Origin of the sequence: Siccirubricoccus phaeus, from assembly GCF_008360935.1 — a bacterium.
In the GTDB taxonomy this organism is placed as follows: domain Bacteria; phylum Pseudomonadota; class Alphaproteobacteria; order Acetobacterales; family Acetobacteraceae; genus Siccirubricoccus; species Siccirubricoccus phaeus.
In genome coordinates this window covers 53,840-71,142 of sequence record NZ_SRXO01000011.1, presented here as the reverse complement: position 1 = coordinate 71,142, position 17,303 = coordinate 53,840, and the positions used below count along the sequence as shown (strand labels likewise).

Sequence of the window (17,303 nt, the reverse complement as noted above, 5' to 3'; positions counted from 1 at the left end):
TTTCCCCGGGCGGGCGTTGCCCCTGGATGCCGCGCGCCCAGGATCACGGCCTGCCATGCGGGGTCCCGGTATGCGCCAGCGGCGATGGGCGGGAGCGGGCGGGATGCCGGCCGCCCGGGGCCGCGGCTGATGCAAGGCCGGGCGGAACAGATCGCCCTGCTGCGCGCGGCCATCCGGCAGCGGAAGCAGGCGGTGTTCGTATCCGCCGGCCATGAACGCCGGCTCTGCCCGCACAGCCTCGGCAGGAAGGGCAGGGAGTGGCGCGTCTTCGGCTGGCAATTCGGCGGCAGTTCCAGCCGCGGCCTGGCGGCGGGCGGGGATTGGCGCTGCATCGGGCTGCGGGACATCACGAGCGACATCGCGCTGCGGGACGGGCCCTGGCACCGGGGGCATGTCCGGCACGACAATGCCCACCCGCCCTGCATCGATGCGATCGACGCTGCCGTCGACCCCGCCTATGCCGCGGAGATCCTGGATATTCCGCCGCCGCCTGAACCATCGCCGGCCGGCAAGCCCGGGGGCCGCAGGCGGCCAAGGTGACCAGGGCGCCGGGGGCTTCCGCCGGCCTGGGCGCTTCGGCGGCGGGCGCCGCGGGACGGAAGGGCAGGCCGCGGCACGCGAAGCTCCTTTTTGGGAAGCCGGCGTGTGACGTGCCTTTGACCGGGCACGCGTTAAGGCGAGGTAGCAGCAGGCGCGTTCGGAGGGGCGACGCACCGCGCGGCGGAAGGGCGCACGGCCGAAGGGCGGACGGGGTCCGGGCGCTGACGATCCAGGCGTATTATCCTATCCCGGCTCGAAATCCAGCGCCTTCCGCAAGGAACTGCCCCCGCCGGCCCCGTGTTCCGGCTGGGTCAAGCAGCGGGAGAGGCCCATGGCCAGCACGATTCAGGACATCTATCTCACCGGCCTGCGCAACGCCCATGCGCTGGAGGTGCAGGCCATCCAGCTCCTCGAGCGCCAGGCGGAGCGGCTGGAAAATTACCCGATGATGGAGGCGCGGATCCGCGAGCATATCCAGGAAAGCCGCAACCAGTCGGCCCGGCTGGAGGACATCCTGCGCACCCATGGCACCAGCGAGAGCACCTTCAAGGACGTCATGACCGGGCTGATGGGCAATGTCGCCGCCATCGCGCATGTGCCGATGCAGGATGAGGTGCTGAAGAACAGCTTCGCCAATTTCGCCTTCGAGCATTACGAGATCGCCTCCTACAACGCCCTGCTGCAGATGGCGGAGGCGGCGGGCGACGCGGCCGCCCCGGCAGCGCTGCGCCAGAGCCTGGATGAGGAGGTGCGGATGGCGCAGTGGATCGAGCAGAACCTGCCCGAGGTGGTGCGGACCTATATGCGGCTGGAGACCGAGGGGAAGACCGCCGGCCGGTAGCCTTCTCCCTCCCCCGCCTGGCGGGGGAGGGCTGGAGCGGGCGTCCGGAACTGCGGGAAAGCGGCGTGGAAGGCTGGCGGCCGGCCGGCGCGGCGTGGCCTCCTCGGCGCCGCCACGCCTTCACCGCCGCATCCACCCTGCCCTCTCCCGCGGGCAGGGAGCGGATCAGCTCCGCCGGCGGAAGCGCTCCACGGCGCTGACCAGGGCGGTGCGGACGCCGGGCTCCAGCGCCGAATGGCCGGCATCGGGGATGACGGTCAGCCGCGCCTTGGGCCAGGCGGCGGCGAGTTCGAAGGCGGTCTCGGCCGGGCAGACCATGTCGTAGCGGCCCTGCACGATCTCCGCCGGGATATGGGCGATGCGGTCCATATGGCCGAGCAGCCCGCCTGCCGGCAGGAAGAGCTTGTGCTCGAAGTAATGCGCCTCGATCCGGGCGAGGCCGAGGGCGGTGCGGTCCTGGGCGAAGCTCGCCACCGTCTCCGGGCTTGGCAGCAGGGTGGAGCAGCTTCCCTCATACTGGCTCCAGGCCCGGGCGGCAGGCAGGTGCGTCTGCGGGTCGGGGTGGCAGAGGCGCCGCAGATAGCCGCCCAGCAGATCGTGCCGCTCCTCCGGCGGCAGATGCTCGGCGAAATTCGCCCAGGCATCGGGGAAGATGCGGCGGAGGCCGGTCAGGAACCACTCCACCTCGCTGTCCCGGCCGAGGAAGACGCCGCGCAACACGCAGCCCAGCACCCGGTCCGGATGCGCCTGGGCATAGGCGAGGGCCAGGGTGGAACCCCAGGAGCCGCCGAAGAGCAGCCAGCGCTCGATGCCGAGGAAGCGGCGTAGCGCCTCAATGTCCGAGACCAGGTGCGGGGTGGTGTTCTCCCTGAGCTCGCCGAGCGGGCGGGACCGCCCGGCGCCGCGCTGGTCGAAGATCACCACGCGCCAATGGCCGGGGTCGAAGAAGCGGCGATGCACCGCGCCGGCGCCGGCCCCCGGCCCGCCATGCAGGAAGAGCACGGGCTGGCCGCGCGGATTGCCGACCTGCTCCCAGTACATCACATGGCCACCCGAGAGTGGCAGCAGCCCGGTTTCATAGGGGGCAATGTCGGGGAAGAGGTCGCCGCGCGGCATGGCCGCACTATCCCCGGCCGGGCGGCTCGGGGCAACAGTGGCGTTGGCGCTTGGCGGTGCATCGCGCCGCGCAGCGGCGAACCCGTCCGGGCGCCATGGGGTATCGCCGCCTGTGCCCTGGGGGAGAGCAGTACAGGGGCGCCGGGGAGAGCCACCACCGGACGCCCGAAGGAACTCGCCGCCAGGGTGCCAGGAAGGGCCGCCACCCAGGTGCCCGGGAGCCGCCACCGGACGCGAAGGAACTCGCCACCAGGATGCCAGGAAGGGCCGCCACCCAGGCGCCCGGGGAGCCACCATCGGACGCCGGGAAAGAGCCGCCGCCAGGCGCCCCGGGCGCGACGGCCGCCGGAACGCCACGGCATGTCGCCGCCGCAGCACCGGCGGGGAAAAGCTGCGGCGGCGGTCACGGATCCGCATTGCCCTCTTCGCCTTCCGCTCCGCCATGCCTAACTTGAGGGGTGATGTCCGTTCCGAGCCCTGCCAGTTCGCGCCCGCCCACGGCCGATGCGCTGCCGCGCTGCGCCGTCTGCGGCACGGCCAGCCGGCAGCCGCCCTTCCGGCCAGGCCCGCCGGAGCAGGCGCCCGACCTGGATCTGCGGCCGGGGGAGCCGGTGCGCTCCACCATGGCGCGCTGGCTGCAGCAATGCCCTTCCTGCGGCTATGCCGCGCCGAACATCACCAGGGCGCATCCGGCCGCAGCGCAGGCGGTGGCGGCGGCGCCGTTCCGGGCGCTGCTGGCGGAGGCCAGCCACCCGCCCTTGGCCCGGCGCTTCCTCGCCTGGGCGCATGTGCTGGAGGAGACCGGGGCGCTGCATGCCGCGGCGGAGGCGACGCTGCATGCCGCCTGGGTGGCGGATGACATGAACCAGCCGGACCTCGCCCGGCACTGGCGGCTGGAGGCGGTGGCGCTGTGGCGCGGCGGGCCGCCCCTGGATGCGGAGCAGACGGTCCGGGTGATCGACTGCCTGCGCCGGGCCGAGGCCTGGGAGGATGCGGCCGCCACCGCCGAGGCGCTGGCGGCCGGCGACCCGCCAGAGGCGGTGGCGCAGGTGGTGGCGCTGGAGCAGCGCCTGGTAGCCGGCCGCGACGGCGGGCGGCACACGGTGGCGACGGCCCTGCCGCCGCCCTCCCGCCGGCCGCATGTGACGCATCAGAAGCTGGCCGGCCGGGGGGAAGGGTTGCTGGCCCGGCTGCGGCGGTGGTTCGGGAAGGGCGGGTAGCCCGGGCCCCTAGAGCAGCCTCCGATCTGCCCTGCCAAGAAGGGTTCGGCCCTTTGCACGCCCGCCGGGGAAGGCTCCCCGGGCCCTGCCGTGAGTCGGCTGGTCCAGCCCATGGATCGGAATTCGGACCGGCGCCGGCAGCAGGACGGGGAGGCTGGCGCCAGGCTTACATCATGTTATAATATAACAATGCTCCCCCGCCGCACCCTCCTCGCCCTGCCCTTCCTCGCCCGCGCCGCCACGGCGCAGCCCCGTCCCCTCGCCCTCGCCTCCTTCTCCATCCTGGGCGATCTCCTCTCCCAGGTGGCGGGGGATGCCATGGACATCCGCGCCCTCATCCGGCCGGAGATGGACGCCCATCACTTCCAGCCCCGGCCCTCGGATGCCGAGGCGCTGCGTGGCGCCGCGCTGGTGCTGCGCAACGGCCTCGGCTTCGAGCCCTGGCTGGACCGGCTGCTGCGCAGCACCTTCTATCGCGGCGTGGTGGTGACGGCGACGGAGGGCCTCACCCCCCTGCAGGGCGTGGACGGGCATGGCCATGGCCATGCCGGGCCGGACCCGCATGCCTGGCAGGATGTGCGCAACGCGCTCCGCTATGTCGCCAGTATCCGGGCCGGGCTCGCCGCCGCCGACCCGCCCCGCGCCGCCGATTACGCCGCCCGCGCCACCGCCTACGCCGCGCGGCTGGAGGCGCTGGACGCCTGGGTGCGCCAGCGCATCGCCGCGGTGCCGGAGGCGCGGCGGGTGATGGTCACCACCCATGAGGCCTTCGGCTATTTCGCCGCCGCCTATGGCGTGCGCGTGCTGGCACCGGAGGGGGTGGGCGGCGCGTCCCAGCCCTCCGCCGCCCGCATCGCCGCGGTGATCCGGCAGATCCGCGAGCAGGGCATCACCGCCATTTTCCTGGAAGGCCGCGGCAGCCAGGCGGTGATGCAGCAATTGGCGCGGGAGAGCGGGCGCGCCGCGGCGGGGCGGCTTTACGCCGACACGCTGTCCCTGCCGGATGGCCCGGCGCCGGATTACGAGGCGATGATCCGCCACAACGTCACCACCATCACCACCGCCATGCTCCTGGCCTGATCCCGCCTGCGGGCGCCGGGGTCAGGCTGTTGCGCTCGCTCCGGGACTGGGGCCGTGCCCTTGCTCCGGACCGAGCCGTTGTGCTCGCTCGGGGATCGGGCCGTTGCGCTCGCTCCAGGACTGGGCCGTTGGACTGGACTCTCGCCTTTGCCGCCGGTCGCCTGCCGCCCCCTTTTTCGACCCACGCACCGCCCCACCCGGCATCGGGGGGGTGACGCGGTGCCCGCCGCGTGCTGAGCAGGGAGGATGCGTCCGGACCTGCCGCCCGACTGGCTGAACCCGCCCAACCTCGCCGCCGCCCGCCTGGCGCAGCAGGCCCTCGCCGCCCTGGTGGTGGCGGAGGACCGGCATGGCGAGGTGCGCCGCATCGCCGGCGTCGATGTCAGCAACACGCGCTTCGATCCCGAAAGCCGGGTGCATGCCGGCATCGTCGTGCTCTCCTGGCCGGAGCTGGAGAAGCTGGACGAGGCCAGCGCCGTGCAGCGCGCCGCCATGCCCTACATCCCCGGCTTCCTCGGCTTCCGCGAGGTGCCGGCGCTGCTGGAGGCCTGGGGCAAGCTCTCCCTGCTGCCGGACCTCCTGCTGGTGGACGGGCATGGCATCGCGCATCCCCGCGGCCTCGGCATCGCCGCGCATCTCGGCGTGGTGCTGGACGTGCCGAGCATCGGCGTCGCCAAATCCCCGCTGGTCGGCCGCCCGGCGGCGCCGCTGGGGGAGGCGCCGGGGGCCACCGCCCCGCTGGAATGGCAGGGGCGGCAGCTCGGCACCGTGCTGCGCACGCGGGCGCGGGCCAATCCGCTCTATGTCTCGGTCGGCCACCGGGTATCGCTGGCGGGGGCGCTGGGCTGGGTGCGGCGCTGCGGCCGCGGCTACCGCCTGCCGGAGCCGACCCGGCTGGCGCATCTGGCGGCGAATGCGGCGCGCCGCGCGGCGGGGTGATTTTCACCACGCCACGTCGTATATGAAAAATATCCACGCCTGGCCATGGTCACACGCTCGCGATGCTGCTTAGCTCCATTCCCGCCTCGGGAAGCTTGCAGCGCCGGGCCGAACCGCGCTCTGTTCCCGCCACACAGGGAGACCCCGTCATGAAGGCCGACAGCGTCCTCGCCACCATCGGCAATACGCCGCATATCCGCCTCGCCCGGATGTTCCCCCAGGCGGAGGTCTGGGTGAAGTCGGAGCGCAGCAATCCCGGCGGCTCCATCAAGGACCGCATCGGCCTGGCCATGATCGAGGCGGCCGAGGCGGAGGGCAAGCTGAAGCCCGGCGGTGTCATCATCGAGCCGACCTCGGGCAATACCGGCATCGGCCTTGCCATGGCAGCGGCGGTGAAGGGCTACAAGCTGGTGCTCGTCATGCCGGAGAGCATGTCGATCGAGCGGCGCCGGCTGATGCAGGCCTATGGCGCCACCTTCGACCTGACGCCGCGGGAGAAGGGCATGAAGGGCGCCATCGCCCGGGCGGAGGAGCTGGCGGCGCAGACCGACGGCGCCTGGATTCCCCAGCAATTCGAGAATCTGGCCAACCCGGCCATCCATGCGAAGACCACGGCCGCGGAGATCCTGGCGGATTTCCCGGAGGGGCTGGACGCGATCATCACCGGCGTCGGCACCGGCGGCCACATCACCGGCTGCGCCGAGGTGCTGAAGCCCAAATGGCCGGGGCTGAAGGTGTTCGCGGTGGAGCCCACCGCCTCGGCGGTGCTCTCGGGCGGCGCGCCCTCGCCGCACCCCATCCAGGGCATCGGCGCCGGCTTCATCCCCGGCGTGCTGAAGGCCGGGCTGCTGGATGGGATCATCCAGGTGACGGCGGATGACGCGAAGGAATATGCAAGGCGCTCGGCACGGGAGGAGGGGCTGCTGGTGGGGATTTCCTCCGGCGCCGCCCTGGCCGCCATCGCGCAGAAGCTGCCCGAGCTACCGGCCGGGGCAAGGGTGCTGGGGTTCAACTACGATACCGGGGAGCGGTACTTCTCGGTGCCGGACTTCCTGCCGGAGTGAAGCTCGAGAGGGGCGCCGCCCCTCTCAAACTCTCCCCGCCAAGGGCCGAAAGGTCCTTGGAACCCTTGAGTTTGGCGTCTCGACCGACGGGTCCAGGACTCATGGTTTCCAAAGGCCCTTCGGCCTTTGGCGAGGGGGTTGGACGCACCGCGTCCAACGAGGGGAGCAGAGCTCCCCTCAACCCCGCATCCGCCGCCACAGCATCAGCGCCGCGTCATAGGGCAAGGCCGGCACCTCCCGCAGCCGCCACCACCAGCGCGCCACGCCCGAGGCCCCCTCGATCGGCACCGGCCGCGCCGGCAGCCCCGCCAGGCGCAGCAGCAGCAGGCAGCGCGGCAGGTGGAAGCGGCTGGTCGCGGCATAGACCGGCCCGGAATGCGTCCGCAGCAGCGCCGCCATGGCGAGGACGGAGGACAGCGTGTCGGTGCCCGTCGGCTCTTCCCGGATCCGCTCCGCCGGCACCCCCGCTTCCCGCAGCAGCGCCGCCATCACCCGGCTTTCCGCCGCGCCATGGCGGCCCCTGGCGCCGCTCGGCACGTAGAGCGGCGGCACCAGCATCGCCTCGCCGAAGCGATGCGCCGCGGCGACGCGCCGGCGCAGCGTCGGGCTGGGCGAGCCATCCGGCCGCACCGCCGCGCCGAAGATGAGGATGGCGGCCTGCAGCCCCGCCAGGCCGGCGCGTGGCGCCGTCACGCGGGCGCCGCCAGAAGCAGCCGGTTCAGCCCCTCCATCGTGCTCCGCAGCGCTGCCATGTCGCGCCAGAACGTCTCGCGCGGCGTTCCGTTCGCCGCCAGCTCGTCGGCGATCTCGCCCAGCCGCCGCCTGCCATCCACCCGCTGCAGGATGGCGCCGGCCAGGCGCGGCATGGGGCGGATGACGCGCAGCCCGTCGAAGGCGACGGGCAGGGTGCCGTCGCGCGGCAGGCCCTTGGCCAGCGCCGGGCCGTCCATCTGCCGCAGCACCGGGATGGCCTCCGGATCCTCCCAGGGGCGGGCCGGCTCGGGGTCCTCGGCGCGGACGGCATAGACGATGTGGATGCCCATATTGCCGGTGACGGCCTCCGCCAGCGCGGCGCGCTGCAGCGGCGAAAGCGTGGCGGTGCGGGCGCGCAGCTTCGGGTCCGTCAGGTAGAGGTCCGGGTCGTAGCGCGCCGGCTCCACCCAGCAGGCGGGGCGCAGGCCGGCCTCGGCCAGCAGCGCCGCGAAGGCCGGCACGGTGAAGGCGACGTCGCGCGGGTTCAGCAGCAGATCATACAGGCCGGCATCGCCGCCGGAGATGTGGTCGGTCAGCCAGGGGTTACGGCGCAGCCAGGCGGTCTCCGGCGCCTGCTTCCACAGGCGCCGCGCCGCCTCCACCCGCTGCGCCGGGGGTTCGCCGGGCGGGGCCAGCAGGCGGAGCGCGTCCTGCAGCATATAGACGCCGGTGCGGCCATGCGGGGCATAGACCATGAGGCCGAGCCCGCCGCCGGGCGCCAGCACGGAGGCCAGGGCACGCAGCCCCGCCAGCGGGTCCGGCAGGTGGTGCAGCACGCCGCAGCAATCGATGTAGTCGAAGGGGCCGAGGCCGCTCTCGGGCAGTTCCAGCAGGGAGCCCTCGACGAAGCGGATATTCTCCAGCCTGCGGGCGGCGGCGCGGGCCTCGGCGATGCGGCGGGCGGCGGCGCTGCGGTCCAGCCAGGTGACCTCGCCCGGGCGGCCGGCGGCGGCGAGGTGCTGGGCGAGCATGATGGTGCCGTCCCCCGTGCCGCCGCCGGCGACCAGGGCGCGGAGGGGCTGGCTGGCGGGGCGGCGCGCGCCGAAGACCCAGTGATCCACCTCCAGCAGATGGCTGGGGCTGCCGACGATCAGCCGCTTCGCCTCGTCGCGCGGGTCGCGCTCGGGGTAGGGGTAGGCCTCGTACTGGGCGGCGAGGCGGGCATCGGTGGCGTCGGTCATGGCCGGGTGCATAGAGCAGGCGGGGCGGGAGCGGAAACCGTTGGCGGGGCCGGGGCTGTCCGGAGCCGGCCCCGTGCCGGTCGCGTCGAGCGCACGGCAAGCCCGGGCCATGGTCCGCTCTCGTGCCAGGGACGCGGCCACGCGAAGCGCGGCGCCCCTTCGGCGCATCCTCGATGCGAAGACCGGATCATGGCGCTCGACGACAGGCGCCTTCGACGATGCCGAAGCCGCGGCAAGGCGCCAGCGCGCCGCGAGGCCGTGGTCAGGCCGCAGGCCGGCGCCGCAGCGGGCAGCCAGGGCCGCCGGCCGCCGCCTCAGCCCGCCGTCAGGCGCAGCGTCGCCAGCCGGTCCCGGCTGCCATCATCCGGCACGTGGTAGCGCTCCAGCGGCACCTGGCTGCCGAGGCCGGGGCGGTACCAGGGCGGCGGTTCCGCATCCGGGGAGGCACAGCCCGCCACCCCTCCCAGCATGGCCAGCAGCAGGGCGGTGCCGCAGGGCAGGCGCAGCCTGGGGGCGGGGGGCAGGGTCATGGCACGCGGTACTCCCTCATCGGGTCCGGAAGGCGGGGGGCGAGGCGGAGCCGGATGGCGGCGGCGGCCACCGGGGCGAAGCTGCGGCGGTGATGCGGGCTGGGTCCGCAGCTTTGCAGCGCGGCCAGATGGGTGGCGGTGCTGTAGCCGACATTCGTCACCCAGCCGTAATCCGGGTAGCGCGCATGCAGCCGCGCCATCATCCTGTCCCGCAGCACCTTGGCCAGGATGGAGGCGGCGGCGATCTGCGGCACCTTCCCGTCCCCGCCCACCACGGCGCGGCAGCGCCCGGCCAGCAGGGGCGGGACGTCCTGCCCATCCACGGCGACCGGGGCGGCAAGGCCAAGCCGCCGCACCGCCCGCGCCATGGCGTCCAGGCTGGCCTGGCGGATGTTCACGGTATCGATGGCGGCGACGGCGCCGGCGGCGAAGGCCAGCCTGGCATGGGCCGGCAGGGCATCCGCCACCGCCTCCCGCTGCTCCCGCGTCAGCCGCTTGCTGTCGTCCAGCGCCTCCAGCAGGGCGGGGGGCAGGGCGCAGGGGTCGAAGAAAACGGCGGCCACCACCACCGGGCCGCAGAGCGCGCCGCGCCCCACCTCGTCGCAACCGATGAGGGGCGGGTGACGGGCGGCCTCCGCGGCCGGGAAGGGAATGGGCATGGGTGGCATCTCCCCCTTGCATAGCCGGGGCGGGCCGTGGCTGCGAAGCCTTTTCCTGCCGCGCGTGCCGCCTTCCGCATCCCCCTCCCTTGCGCCTGCCGCCGAGGTTGCGCAGGCTAGGGGCCGGGCCCGCCACGGCAGGCGCGATCCGGAAGGGCAGCGGGGATGGCCGCGCTGGCCGCAAGGGCAGGGCGGGGCCGCCTTCCCTGGCGTGCCGCGGCCATGTCCGTCGCCAGGCCGGCCGCGTCCCTGCCGCCGGGCCGGAAGCCGGGCAGGGAACGCCGCATGGAAATTTCCGAACAGACGCGCATCCCCGCGCCGCTTGCCGAAGTCTGGCCGCTGCTGCGCGACCCTTCGCTGGTGGCCAGCTGCATCCCGGGCGCCAGCCTGGCGCCGGACCAGGGTGATGGCCAGGGGGACAATACCTGGCGCGGCTCCATCCGGGTGAAATTCGGTCCGACCGCGGCGGTGTTCCGTGGCGAGGCGACCCTGGCCTTCGACGACGCCGCGCATCGCTGCGCCATCGAGGGGCGGGGGATCGACCAGCGCGGCGCCTCCCGCGCCCTCTCCTCCGGCAGCATCGAGGCGAAGGCGGATGGCGCCAGCACCCTGCTGCTGGTCGCCGGCAGCTTCACCGTGACCGGGCCGCTGGAGACCTTCGCCAATGCCGGCGGCGTCCATCTGGCGCGGGCGCTGCTGGCGGATTTCTCCGCCAACATGGCGAAGCTGGTGGCGGAGCGGCAGACCGCCGCGCCTGCTGCCGAGCCTGCCTCGGCGGCCGACGCCCCGGGCGCCGGCGGCGCAGCGCCCAATGCCGCTTTTGGCGCGGCACCCGGTGCCGCCCCGGCCGCCGCCGCCTCACCCCCACCCCCGCCGCCGCGGCCCAGCGCCGCCCCGGTGCGGGAGCTGAGCGCCACGAGACTGCTCTGGCAGGCGCTGCTCTCCTGGCTTCGCAGCCTGTTCGGCACAACAAGGAAACCGTGAGATGTCCAAGCTGAAGCTGTCCGACATGCTGGCCCAGGCCTTCCAGGCCGAGGGCTGCGAGGTGCTCTTCACCCTGATGGGCGACGCCAACATGTACTGGTCGGAGGCGATGTCGCGCCTCCCCGGCATGCAGGTGATCCATGCGCGGCACGAGCACTGCGCCGTCGCCATGGCGGATGGCTATGCCCGCGCCACCGGCAAGGTCGGCGTCGCCTCCACCACCTGCGGTCCGGGCTTCACCCAGATCATGACGGCGCTGTCCATCGCCGCGCGGGCCTATGTGCCGCTGGTGGTCTTCGCCGGCGATTCGCCGATGACGGCGCCCTACTACATCCAGCAGATCGACATGGCGCCGCTCGCCCAGGGCACCGGCGCGCACTACATCCCGATCCGCAGCATGGACCGCGCGCTGGACAATGTGCGGGAAGCCTTCCACATCGCCCAGCTCGAAAGCCGGCCGGTGGTGCTTTCCGTGCCGATGGACCTGCAGAAGCAGCCCTTCCCCTTCACCCCGGACTACATCCCCTCCGCCGACGTGCTGCCGACCCGGCAGCGGCCGATGCCGGATCCGGCGCTGGTGGAACGGCTGGTGGGCATGATCGCCGAGGCGCAGAAGCCCATCCTGATCGGCGGCCGCGGCGCCAAGCTGTCCGGCGCCAAGGCGGCGATGGAGGCGCTGGCGGAGCAGAGCGGCGCGCTGCTCGCCACGTCGCTACAGGGCAAGGGGCTGTTCGACGGCAACCCCTACGCCCTCGACATCGCCGGCGCCTATTCCAGCGACTATGCGCGGGAGCTCTTCGCGGAAAGCGACCTCGTCATCGGCGTCGGCGTCGGGCTCGGCGCCTACACGACCGAGAGCGGCTATCTCTACCCCGGCGCCCAGACCGTGCAGATCGACATCCACCCGCGCGGGCTGTGGCAGGGGCTGCGCACCGCGGACCTGCACATCCTGGCCGATGCCAAATCCGGCGTGGAGGCGGTGACGGCGGCGCTGCAGGCGCGCGGGGTGAAGAAGGAAGGCTACCGCACCGCCGCGGTGGCGAAGGGCATCGCCGAGGACGTGCCGGACCGCAAGGAATTCGCCATCGCCCCCGGCACCGTCGATCCGCGCAAGGCGATGGTGGAGTTGGACGCCGCCGTGCCGAAGGATTGGGATGTGGTGATCGGCGGCGGCCACTATTTCGGCATTGCGATGACGCATCTGCGCGGCCGCGCCGCCGAGAAATACCATGTGGTCAGCGATTTCGGCGCCATCGGCAACGGCTTGCCGGCGGCGATCGGCGTCGCCGCGGCGCGGGGCGACGGCAAGGTGCTGCTGATCGAGGGCGACGGCTCCCTGCTGATGCATATCCAGGAGCTGGAAACCATCCGCCGCCAGGGCATCCGCCTGTTGATGGCGATCATCAACGATGGCGGCTATGGCGCCGAGATCCACAAATTCCGCGCCGGCGGGCTGAGCCCCGAGACGGTGATCCATGGCCGCGGCGACCTGGCGGGCGTGGCTAACGGCTTCGGCGTGCGCGGCACCACGGTGAACCAGCTTGGCCGGATGCCTGGGCTGTTCGCCGAGCACCAGGCGGCGAACACCGCCGGGCTGTGGGACGTGCATACGGACGACACGGTGGTGTCGCGGCCGTATCGGCGCATCCATTACGGCGAGGCTTGATGCCTTTCCCAAGGCACCGCGCGGTGCCTTGGATGCCCTGAGGCGCTGAGCCCTCAGCTTGGCGCGGATGGTGGGTGCGGCATAGAATAACCGCATCAAACCGCCAAATTGCACACCATTCCGGTGGCATCTGGCCCGTGGGAGCTCCAGATGGGCGATCACGTCGACGGGGCGGCGGCGGCCGAGGGTGGCCCGCCGCGCGTCTCTACGGGGAATGCTGGGCTCGACGACATCCTGGGCGGCGGCCTGGACGCCGATCGGCTCTACCTGCTCGAAGGCCGGCCCGGCACCGGCAAGACCACGCTCGCCCTGCAATTCCTGCTCGAAGGCGCCCGCCGCGGCGAGGCTACGCTCTACGTCTCGCTCTCGGAGACCGAGCGGGAGCTTCGCCTCGTCGCGCAGCGGCATGGCTGGTCGCTCGACGGCGTGCAGGTCTTCGAGCTGGTGCCAGCCGAGGCCTCCCTCGATCCCGAGCGCGAGCTGACCGTCTTCCACCCGTCCGAGCTGGAGCTGGGCGAGACGACGCGGATGATCTTCGAGCGCGTCGCGGCGCTCGATCCCTCGCGCGTGGTGTTCGACAGCCTTTCCGAGCTGCGTCTCCTGGCCCAGGATCCGCTGCGGTACCGCCGGCAGATCCTCGCGCTGAAGCATTTCTTCGCCGGCCGCCGCTGCACGGTCATCGTCCTCGACGACCTCACCTCGCATGCCGACGACCTCCAGCTTCATTCCATCGCCCATGGCGTCATCCTGCTGGAGCAGCTCGCCATCGAGTATGGGGCGGAGCGGCGGCGTCTGCGGGTGGTCAAGATGCGGGGCATCGCCTTCCGGGGCGGCTTCCACGACTTCGCCATCCGCACCGGCGGGCTTGAGGTCTATCCGCGCCTCGTCGCGGCCGAGCACCACCGGGCCTTTGCCGGCGAGTTCGCGCCGAGCGGCAGCGCCGAGCTTGACGCCATGCTGGGCGGCGGGCTGGAGCGCGGCACCAACGCGCTGCTGCTGGGCGCGGCGGGTGTCGGCAAGTCGTCGCTGGCGCTCACCTATGCCGTCGCCGCGGCCGATCGGGGTGAGCGCGCCGTGATCTACGCCTTCGACGAGGGGCGCGGCACGATGGAGGCGAGGGCCAGGACGCTCGGCCTGCCCTTGCAGGCGGCCGTGGATGCCGGCCTGGTCCGGATCCAGCAGGTCGACCCGGCCGAGCTCTCGCCGGGCGAATTCGCCAGCCTGGTCCGGCACTCCGTGGAGGCCGAGAGCGCGCGGATCGTGGTGATCGACAGCCTCAACGGCTATCTGCAGGCCATGCCGGATGAGCGCTTCCTGGTCCTGCAGATGCACGAGCTGCTGAGCTATCTCGGCCAGATGGGCGTGGTGACGATACTGGTGCTCGCCCAGCACGGCCTGGTCGGGCCGATGCAATCCCCGGTCGACCTCAGCTATCTCAGCGACGCGGTGCTGATGCTGCGCTACTTCGAGTTCGAGGGCGAAGTGCGGCGCGCGCTCTCGGTGGTCAAGAAGCGCAGCGGTCACCACGAGCACACCATCCGCGAATTCCGCCTCAGCGCGCAGGGCGTTGCCGTCGGGCCGCCGCTGCGGGAGTTCAGCGGGGTGTTCTCGGGCACGCCGCGCTACCGGGGCCCGGCCTCGCCGCTGCTCGGGGATGACGACAGGGAGGAGCACGGTGACGGCGCCGCCTGACCCGCATGCTCCACTTGTGCTCGTTCTCGCCCCGCTGGGGCGTGACGGCCCGGTGGTGGCCGCGCTGCTCCGCCGCGCGGGCCTCCGGGCCCAGCTCTGCGGCTCCCTCGCCGAGCTCGTCGCCGGCCTGGAGGCCGGGGCCGAGGCCGCCTTCGTCGCCGAGGAGGCGGTGCTGGGCGGCGCGGCCGCCACGCTGGAAGCCTGGGTCGCGCGCCAGCCGCCCTGGTCGGACATGCCCTTCGTCGTCCTGACCGGCCGGGACGGGCGGTCCGCCGCGGCGGCGGCACGGGAACGCCTGGTGCGGTGGCTGGGCAATGTCTCGCTGCTCGAACGGCCGGTGCAGCCGATCACCCTGGCGAGCGCGATCTTCGCCGCCATCCGCGCCCGCCGGCGGCAATACGAGGTGCGCGGCTACCTGGCGGAGCGGGAGCGCGCCGCCGCCGACCTGGAGGGGCTGGTCGCCGCCCGGACGGCGGAGCTGGAGGCGGCGAACCGGGCGCTGCGCGGCGAGATGGCCGAGCGCGAGCGGGCCGAGGACGCGCTGCGCCAGGCGCAGCGGATCGAGGTGCTGGGCCAGCTCACCGGTGGGGTGGCGCACGACTTCAACAACCTGCTGATGGTGATCGCGGCCGGCCTCGAGATGCTCGAGCGCCGGAGCGACCCTGGCGAGCGGCGGCGCATCATGGACGGCATGCGGCAGGCGGCGGCGCGCGGGGCGGCGCTCACCCGGCAATTGCTGGCCTTCTCGCGCCGCCAGGCGCTCCGCGCCGAGCCTGTCGATCTCGTGCGCCAGGTCGGCGGCATGCGGGAGCTGCTGGACCGCAGCCTGCGGGGGGATGTGGACGTCTCGCTCGAGCTCGCGGCGGATCTGTGGCCGGTCGAGATCGATCCTGGCGAGCTGGAACTCGCCCTGCTGAACCTTGCCGTCAACGCCCGCGATGCGATGCCTTCGGGCGGGACGATCCTGCTGCGCGCGACGAACGCCTCCGGCCCGGCCGAGGACGGGCTGCAGGGGGATTTCGTCCGCCTCGAAGTGATCGACAACGGAACCGGCATGCCGCCGGAGGTGCAGGCGCGCGTCTTCGAGCCGTTCTTCACGACGAAGGAGGTCGGCAAGGGCTCGGGGCTCGGGCTGGCGCAGGTCTATGGCTTCGCCCGCCAGTCCGGCGGGACGGTGCGGATCGACAGCGAGGTCGGACGCGGCACGACGGTCGCGCTGCTGCTGCCGCGCGCGGCGCACATCCCCGCCGCGCCGGACCCGAAGCCCGCCTCGGACGAGGCCGGGCCGGAGCGCCCGAGGCGGCCGGCCGGGCATGTGCTGCTCGTCGAGGATGATGACGAGGTCGCCGCGCTCGTGGAGCAATTGCTCGGCGAACTCGGCTTCGGGGTGACGCGCGCTGCCAGCGCCGCCGCCGCGCTCGGCGCGCTGGCGAATGGGCGCGCCATCGATCTGGTGTTCTCGGACATCATGATGCCGGGCGGCATGAACGGGGTGGGGCTCGCCGACGAGGTGCGACGCCGGCGACCCGGCCTGCCGGTGCTGCTCACGAGCGGCCATGCCGACGCGGCGCGGCAGGATGCGGATGCCGCGGGCGTCGTGGTATTGCCCAAGCCCTACGGCCTCACGGATCTTGCCATCGCCATCCGCGGCGCGCTGCAGCCGCGCCGTGCCGAGGCGAGGGCGCTCGCGGGCAGAACACCTGTCTGACGCAACGCACCCCTTGACGCATGATGCGCCCCGCGGTCGAGGCAGGCGCTGACCGGAAGGTGCCCGGCGCCCTTTCCGGTCAGCGCCCGGCACGGCCGAGGCGGCAAAGCCGCTTCGGGACAACCGGGCCGCAACGGGCGGAGGGGTTCGCCTCTATTCCAGCTTGATGCCGGCCTCCGCCAGCAGGCGCTGCAGCGGGCCGGCGGCGGTCTGCATCTCGGTGGACAGCGCCTCCGGCGGGCCGGGGCGGGGGGTGACGCCCTCGCCGGTCAGCCAGTCGCGCATCGCGGGCTCGCTGATGATGGCGTTCAGCGCCGCGTTCAGCCGCGCCACCACCGGCGGCGGCAGCGTCGGCGGGCCCAGCACCGCCAGCCCGTCCGTCAACTGCGCGCCCGGCACCGCCTCCGCCACCGTCGGCAGCTCCGGCAGCGCCGGCGACCTTTCGGCATTGGCGATGGCAATGCCGCGGGCGCGGCCGTCGCTCAGGAAGGGCCGGGCGAAGAGCACCGTCGCCAGCGTCGCATCCACCCGCCCGCCGAGCAGATCCGTCATCCCCGCCATGCCGCCGCGATAGGGCACATGGGTGAAGCTGAGCCCGCCATAGGCCTGCAGCTGCTCGATCAGCAGATGGTAGGAGCTGCCGACGCCGACGCTGGCGAAATTCACCCGCCCGGGATTGGCTCGCGCATGCGCCAGGAAGCCGCGCAGATCCTCGGCCGGCAGGCCGGGCCGCACCAGCAGCACCACGCTCATCGGCCCGATCATCGTCACCGGCGTGAGGTCGCGGAAGGGGTGGAAATCCAGCTTCTGCTCCGCCGCCGCGGCGATGATGAGGTTGCCGTAGGAGGTGAAGAGCAGGATGTGGTCGTCCCCGCGCTGCCGCGCCACATGCGCGGCCGCGACATTGCCGCCCGCCCCGCCGCGATTCTCGACGACGACGTTCTGCCCCAGCGCCACGCCCAGCCGCTCCGCGACGCGCCGCCCCACCGTGTCCGTAATGGCGCCCGGCGGGTAGGAGACGACGAGCACCACCGGCCGCGTCGGCCAGGGCGGGTCCGCCGCCCCGGCCCGAAACGGGCCGAACAGGGGACAGAACAATGCCAGGGCGATCAACGCCCGATGCCAAGCGCGCATCCCGTTTCCTCCGTTTTGCCGCCAGCCTGTTGGCCATGGCGCGGGAGGTCAAGCGTCAGGCGCGGCCGAGCATGCTGCCGTCAGGCGCCGGGTCGCCCATGCAGCCGCGTCAGCGGCTGCATCGCGCGTGCCGCTGCCTGCTGTCCTTCCGCGGCCTTGCCGCGGAAGACCGTGCAAGGCGCCGCTCGTGCGCGAG

General features: G+C 73.0%; 16 protein-coding genes. 10 read left to right on the top strand and 6 right to left on the bottom strand.

Annotated features, from left to right (window positions below):
- The first annotated feature begins 129 nt into the window (after positions 1 to 129).
- On the top strand, positions 130 to 540 hold the full coding sequence (locus tag E5N76_RS16305) for a hypothetical protein (RefSeq protein ID WP_149538378.1): 411 nt from the start codon (positions 130 to 132) through the stop codon (positions 538 to 540).
- A 331-nt stretch (positions 541 to 871) separates the two neighbouring features.
- Positions 872 to 1,381, top strand: a complete 510-nt coding sequence (locus E5N76_RS16300) for a ferritin-like domain-containing protein (protein ID WP_149538377.1) — start codon at positions 872 to 874, stop codon at positions 1,379 to 1,381.
- A gap of 165 nt (positions 1,382 to 1,546) precedes the next feature.
- Here the strand turns inward: E5N76_RS16300 and pip are convergent, their stop codons facing one another.
- Positions 1,547 to 2,497 (bottom strand): prolyl aminopeptidase, encoded by a 951-nt coding sequence (gene pip, locus E5N76_RS16295; RefSeq protein ID WP_149538376.1) that lies wholly within the window; start codon positions 2,495 to 2,497, stop codon positions 1,547 to 1,549.
- Positions 2,498 to 2,958: 461 nt separating this feature from the next.
- Here pip and E5N76_RS16290 point away from each other — a divergent pair, with 461 nt between their 5' ends.
- From E5N76_RS16290 to cysK, 4 genes are all read left to right on the top strand, one after another.
- The gene (locus tag E5N76_RS16290) at positions 2,959 to 3,717 is read left to right on the top strand and encodes a hypothetical protein (RefSeq protein ID WP_149538375.1); all 759 of its coding nucleotides are present in this window, start codon (positions 2,959 to 2,961) and stop codon (positions 3,715 to 3,717) included.
- A gap of 189 nt (positions 3,718 to 3,906) precedes the next feature.
- Positions 3,907 to 4,797, top strand: coding sequence for a metal ABC transporter solute-binding protein, Zn/Mn family (locus tag E5N76_RS16285; protein WP_149538374.1), 891 nt, complete (start codon positions 3,907 to 3,909; stop codon positions 4,795 to 4,797).
- Positions 4,798 to 5,043: 246 nt separating this feature from the next.
- Positions 5,044 to 5,736: a deoxyribonuclease V gene (gene nfi / locus E5N76_RS16280; protein ID WP_149538373.1), complete on the top strand. Its 693-nt coding sequence runs from the start codon at positions 5,044 to 5,046 to the stop codon at positions 5,734 to 5,736.
- A 149-nt stretch (positions 5,737 to 5,885) separates the two neighbouring features.
- The gene (gene cysK, locus E5N76_RS16275; RefSeq protein WP_149538372.1) at positions 5,886 to 6,800 is read left to right on the top strand and encodes a cysteine synthase A; all 915 of its coding nucleotides are present in this window, start codon (positions 5,886 to 5,888) and stop codon (positions 6,798 to 6,800) included.
- 177 nt (positions 6,801 to 6,977) lie between these two features.
- Here cysK and E5N76_RS16270 read toward each other — a convergent pair whose 3' ends face one another.
- The 4 genes from E5N76_RS16270 to E5N76_RS16255 form a co-directional block, all read right to left on the bottom strand.
- A complete protein-coding gene (locus tag E5N76_RS16270; RefSeq protein ID WP_235907732.1) occupies positions 6,978 to 7,493 on the bottom strand; it encodes a YdcF family protein in 516 nt (171 codons plus the stop codon).
- A complete protein-coding gene (locus E5N76_RS16265) occupies positions 7,490 to 8,734 on the bottom strand; it encodes a methyltransferase (RefSeq protein ID WP_149538371.1) in 1,245 nt (414 codons plus the stop codon). The genes E5N76_RS16270 and E5N76_RS16265 overlap by 4 nt, the downstream gene beginning before the upstream one ends.
- 314 nt (positions 8,735 to 9,048) lie before the next feature.
- The gene (locus tag E5N76_RS16260; protein WP_149538370.1) at positions 9,049 to 9,264 is read right to left on the bottom strand and encodes a hypothetical protein; all 216 of its coding nucleotides are present in this window, start codon (positions 9,262 to 9,264) and stop codon (positions 9,049 to 9,051) included.
- Positions 9,261 to 9,923 (bottom strand): ribonuclease HII, encoded by a 663-nt coding sequence (locus tag E5N76_RS16255; RefSeq protein ID WP_149538369.1) that lies wholly within the window; start codon positions 9,921 to 9,923, stop codon positions 9,261 to 9,263. Before E5N76_RS16255 ends, E5N76_RS16260 begins: the two co-directional genes overlap by 4 nt.
- A gap of 285 nt (positions 9,924 to 10,208) precedes the next feature.
- On the opposite strand from E5N76_RS16255, the gene E5N76_RS16250 reads away from it, so the two are divergent.
- The 4 genes from E5N76_RS16250 to E5N76_RS31050 all read left to right on the top strand — a co-directional run bounded on the left by E5N76_RS16250 (position 10,209) and on the right by E5N76_RS31050 (position 15,973).
- Positions 10,209 to 10,907 (top strand): SRPBCC family protein, encoded by a 699-nt coding sequence (locus E5N76_RS16250; protein WP_187830208.1) that lies wholly within the window; start codon positions 10,209 to 10,211, stop codon positions 10,905 to 10,907.
- A 1-nt stretch (position 10,908) separates the two neighbouring features.
- Positions 10,909 to 12,573, top strand: coding sequence for a thiamine pyrophosphate-binding protein (locus tag E5N76_RS16245; protein ID WP_149538367.1), 1,665 nt, complete (start codon positions 10,909 to 10,911; stop codon positions 12,571 to 12,573).
- 150 nt (positions 12,574 to 12,723) lie between these two features.
- On the top strand, positions 12,724 to 14,265 hold the full coding sequence (locus E5N76_RS16240) for an ATPase domain-containing protein (RefSeq protein WP_149538366.1): 1,542 nt from the start codon (positions 12,724 to 12,726) through the stop codon (positions 14,263 to 14,265).
- A gap of 16 nt (positions 14,266 to 14,281) precedes the next feature.
- On the top strand, positions 14,282 to 15,973 hold the full coding sequence (locus tag E5N76_RS31050; protein ID WP_207791999.1) for an ATP-binding protein: 1,692 nt from the start codon (positions 14,282 to 14,284) through the stop codon (positions 15,971 to 15,973).
- A gap of 153 nt (positions 15,974 to 16,126) precedes the next feature.
- Here the strand turns inward: E5N76_RS31050 and E5N76_RS16230 are convergent, their stop codons facing one another.
- On the bottom strand, positions 16,127 to 17,107 hold the full coding sequence (locus E5N76_RS16230) for a Bug family tripartite tricarboxylate transporter substrate binding protein (protein ID WP_149538364.1): 981 nt from the start codon (positions 17,105 to 17,107) through the stop codon (positions 16,127 to 16,129).
- Positions 17,108 to 17,303 lie beyond the last annotated feature (196 nt).